This is a genomic window from Cupriavidus basilensis (assembly GCF_029335485.1).
Lineage (GTDB): Bacteria > Pseudomonadota > Gammaproteobacteria > Burkholderiales > Burkholderiaceae > Cupriavidus > Cupriavidus basilensis_E.
Genome location: NZ_JARJLM010000453.1, coordinates 1 through 3,652 on the forward strand (window position 1 = coordinate 1; position 3,652 = coordinate 3,652).

Here is a 3,652-nt window from a genome sequence, read left to right on the forward strand (position 1 = left end):
GCCGGTGCCAATCTGCTGCACCACCGAGGCGTAGGCACCGTTGCGTTCGAGGTCGCCAGTGGCGGTGCGGTAGTGCAGGTGCTCGTACATGGCGCTGAGGCGCGTGCGGGAGAACTGGTAGGACACGCCGAACTTGATCGCATCGTCGTTGCGGCCCGCGGTCTGGTAGTGCTGGTGGATTTCGTAGGCCAGCGCCACATTGAGCCCGCCGCGATTGTAGGCGGCCGCCATCGAGTACAGCGCCGGATTGCGCGCCACCGTCAGCTTCTCCTCCGGCAGGCCGTAGCCGAGCATGGCGGACAACCCGCCCCAGGGGTGCGACTGGTATTGCAGGATGTTCTTCTGGCGCCGGTCGAAGGAACTGGTGTTCTGCACGTTGTCGGTGGTCGCCGCGGCGCCGTTGCCGAGCAGGGCCATGTAACCGGCGGTGGTTGGGTAGTAGGGGTCGTAGCTCTTGGTCGACGCCGTGTAGGGCGTATCCCAGTTCCCCATGAAAACCATGCCGTATGGACTGTCCAGGCCGAGGCGCGTATCGCGCGCGGCGATCTGGCCCGCGCCGGTGTCGATCGACAGGGTGCTTTCGATCTGCCACACCGCTTTGAGCCCGTAGCCCAGCGCCTCCTCCCCACGCAGGCCGAAGACCGAGCGGTAGTTGGACAGCCGCGCCGCGTCGCCGAGCTTGCTGCCGTCGCTGGCGGTGCTGGCACTGACGTACTCGAAGGCGGTGTTCAGGCGCCCGTAAATGACGACCTCGGACTGCGCGTGCGCCGGTGCCGCGACCGCCAGTGGCGCCAGCAGCGCCGCGCAGCGCAGGCATGGATGGAGACGGTGGCCGATTCCGCGGCGCGGCAGGGGCCAGGACGGCAGCGACGGCGGATTCCGCATTCAGCCTCCTCTCTTGCCATTGCCCGCGGCTGCGGGCGGGACCGGTACGGCCTGAGCCACCTGGGACGCCGGGGATCCCTTGGCTGGCGTCAGCGGCGCCCCGGTGATCTTGGGCACGCACTCGCTGCGGAACCAGGCCACGCTGACCGGCTCGCCGGCCAGCATGCGCTTGATCGGCGGCACGACCTGCTCGCCCATCAGCATGCCCAGCAGTCCGAGCAGCGCGATGGCTGGCGGCGCCGGCGACCTGACCTGCAGCAGCGCATAGATGATGCCGACGAGAATGCCCGCGGCGAGCGATACGAGATAGACCTTCATGATGTCTTGTCCAGGATTCCAGGTTGCCAGGATTGGGGGCGGGGATCGGTCAGCGCGCGCGCCGCAGGTCCTCCCAGGCGGCCAGCAGGAAGCCGCCGACCAGCCCGAGGTGTTCGAAGAAGGCATTGGCCTGCATGAAGCGCGCGTCCGGCGGCGCATCCCAGAAGCGGTTGGCCAGGAAGGTCGCCATCAGCGTGAATGCGGCCAGTCCCAGCGCGCCCAGCCAGCGCCGGTAGCCGGCCAGGATCATCAGCGAGGCCCCCAGTTCCAGCGCGATCACGGCGGCCGCCAGTGGCGCCGCCGGCGCCAGCCCGAAATGCTGCATCTCCTGCACCGCGCCCGCGAAGTCGGTGAGCTTGACCAGCCCGCCCTGCAGGTAGGCCGCGCACAGCAGCAGCAATGCCAGCCAATGCAGCCAGCGCGGCAGCGCGCGGCCCGCCGTGCCTTCGCTCAAGGTGGAGTCTTGCATGGCGGGCCTCCGTCAGAACGCCCAGCACGAGCAGCCCAGCGCGCCCCAGAAGCCGCGCGCGTCGCCGGCCGGCACATTGGCGGCCAGCGCCGAGGTGTGCGCGTGGCCGTGCACGCCGCAGGCGCTGGCGCAGGCGCAGGCAGCGGCGCTTCGCGCCAGTCCGGCCTTATCGCGCAACGCCTGCGGACGCGGCTGGTAGCCGCCCTCATGGCGCGCCGGCGACCAGTCGGGCATCGGCGGCGGCAGTTGCGGCGCCAGCGGCCGGAAATCGCCATCGCCATGAACCACCTTGCCGCCCAGCAGCGTCATCACCGAGGTGATGTCCTGGATCTCGTCGCCGGGCACCGAGAAGTAGTCGGCAGACAGCACGGCCAGGTCGGCCAGCTGGCCTGCCGCGATGCGGCCCTTCTTGCCTTCTTCCGACGAGAACCAGGTATTGGCCTCGGTCCACAGCCGCAGCGCCGTCTCGCGGTCGAGCAGGTTGGCCTGCGGGTACATGGCCAGCCCGCCCACCGTCTTGCCCGTGGTGAGCCAGTACAGCGAGACCCACGGGTTGTACGAAGCCACGCGCGTGGCGTCGGTGCCGGCGCCGACCTTGACCCCGCGCTCCAGCATCTTGCGGATCGGCGGCGTGGCCTCGGCCGCGCGCGCGCCGTAGCGCTCCACGAAGTACTCGCCCTGGTAGGCCATGCGGTGCTGCACGGCGATGCCGCCGCCCAGCGCCGCGATGCGGTCGATATTGCGGTCGCTGATGGTCTCCGCGTGGTCGAAGAACCAGTGCAACCCGTCGAAGGGGATGTCGCGGGCTACCTTCTCGTAGACGTCGAGCGCGCGCGAAATGGTCTCGTCGTAGGTGGCATGCAGGCGCCATGGCCAGCGCTGCTCGGCCAGCAGCCGCACCACCGGTTCGAGGTCGGCCTCCATCGACGGCGGCATCTCGGGGCGCTCGACGCGGAAGTCCTCGAAGTCGGCTGCCGAATAGACCAGCATCTCGCCGGCGCCGTTGTGCCGGTACAGATCATCGCCCTGCCCCGGCTTGACCTTGCCGGTCCAGGTGCGGAAGTCGCTCAGCTCTTCCTTCGGCTTCTGTGTGAACAGGTTGTAGGCCAGGCGCACCGTGAGCTGGCCTTCCTGGTGCAGCTCCTCGATGATGGCGTAGTCCTCGGGGTAGTTCTGGTAGCCGCCGCCTGCGTCGATCACGCCGGTCACGCCAAGCCGGTTCACTTCGCGCATGAAATGGCGCGTGGAGTTCTTCTGGTACTCCAGCGGCAGCTTCGGGCCCTTGGCCAGCGTGGCGTAGAGGATGGTCGCGTTGGGTTTGGCCAGCAGCAGGCCGGTCGGGTTGCCGCTGCCGTCGCGCACGATCTCGCCGCCCGGCGGGTTCGGCGTTTCCTTGGTGTAGCCCACCGCGCGCAGCGCCGCAGCATTGAGGATGGCACGGTCGTACAGGTGCAGGATGAATACCGGCGTGTCGGGCGCGGCGGCGTTCAGCTCGTCGATGGTGGGCAGCCGCTTCTCGGCGAACTGGTGCTCGGTAAAGCCGCCCACCACCCGCACCCATTGCGGTGCGGGCGTACGCGCCACCTGCGCTTTTAGCATGCGCATGGCGTCGGCGAGTGAGCGCACGCCGTCCCAGCGCAGCTCCATGTTGTAGTTCAGCCCGCCGCGGATGATGTGCATATGGCTGTCGATCAGGCCGGGGATCGCGCGCCGGCCGCCAAGGTCGACGACCTTGGTGCCGGTGCCGGCCAGGCGCATGATGTCGTCGCGGGTGCCGACGGCAAGGAAGCGGCCATCGTGGATGGCCACGGCGTCAGCCTGCGGGTTGGCGGGATCGAGGGTGGCGAACTTGCCGTTGACGAGGATCAGGTCTGGCGTGGTTGATGCGTTCATGGCGAAGGTCCTGGTGGCGGCTGCCGCGCCGAGGGCGGCGGCGCCGGCAATGAACTGGCGGCGGGTCAGCGGCAGCGAGGGCTGGCC

Annotated in this window: 4 protein-coding genes; all 4 read right to left on the bottom strand. The window is 69.2% G+C overall.

All coding sequences use genetic code 11. The features are described from left to right. Positions 1-885, bottom strand: an 885-nt coding sequence (locus tag P3W85_RS27480) for a porin (RefSeq protein ID WP_276267070.1), incomplete at its 3' end; no start/stop codon positions are given. Continuing rightward, on the bottom strand, positions 886-1,203 hold the full coding sequence (locus P3W85_RS27485; protein ID WP_276267071.1) for a DUF1427 family protein: 318 nt from the start codon (positions 1,201-1,203) through the stop codon (positions 886-888). It lies immediately after the preceding gene. 49 nt (positions 1,204-1,252) lie between these two features. Beyond that, a complete protein-coding gene (locus tag P3W85_RS27490; protein WP_276267072.1) occupies positions 1,253-1,672 on the bottom strand; it encodes a DoxX family protein in 420 nt (139 codons plus the stop codon). 12 nt (positions 1,673-1,684) lie between these two features. Beyond that, the gene (locus tag P3W85_RS27495; protein WP_276267073.1) at positions 1,685-3,565 is read right to left on the bottom strand and encodes an amidohydrolase; all 1,881 of its coding nucleotides are present in this window, start codon (positions 3,563-3,565) and stop codon (positions 1,685-1,687) included. Positions 3,566-3,652 lie beyond the last annotated feature (87 nt).

Bases quoted from the DNA above. Each gene is read 5' to 3' on its own strand.
- P3W85_RS27485 (WP_276267071.1), bottom strand. From the start codon at position 1,203: ATGAAGGTCTATCTCGTATCGCTCGCCGCGGGCATTCTCGTCGGCATC.
- P3W85_RS27490 (WP_276267072.1), bottom strand. From the start codon at position 1,672: ATGCAAGACTCCACCTTGAGCGAAGGCACGGCGGGCCGCGCGCTGCCG.
- P3W85_RS27495 (WP_276267073.1), bottom strand. From the start codon at position 3,565: ATGAACGCATCAACCACGCCAGACCTGATCCTCGTCAACGGCAAGTTC.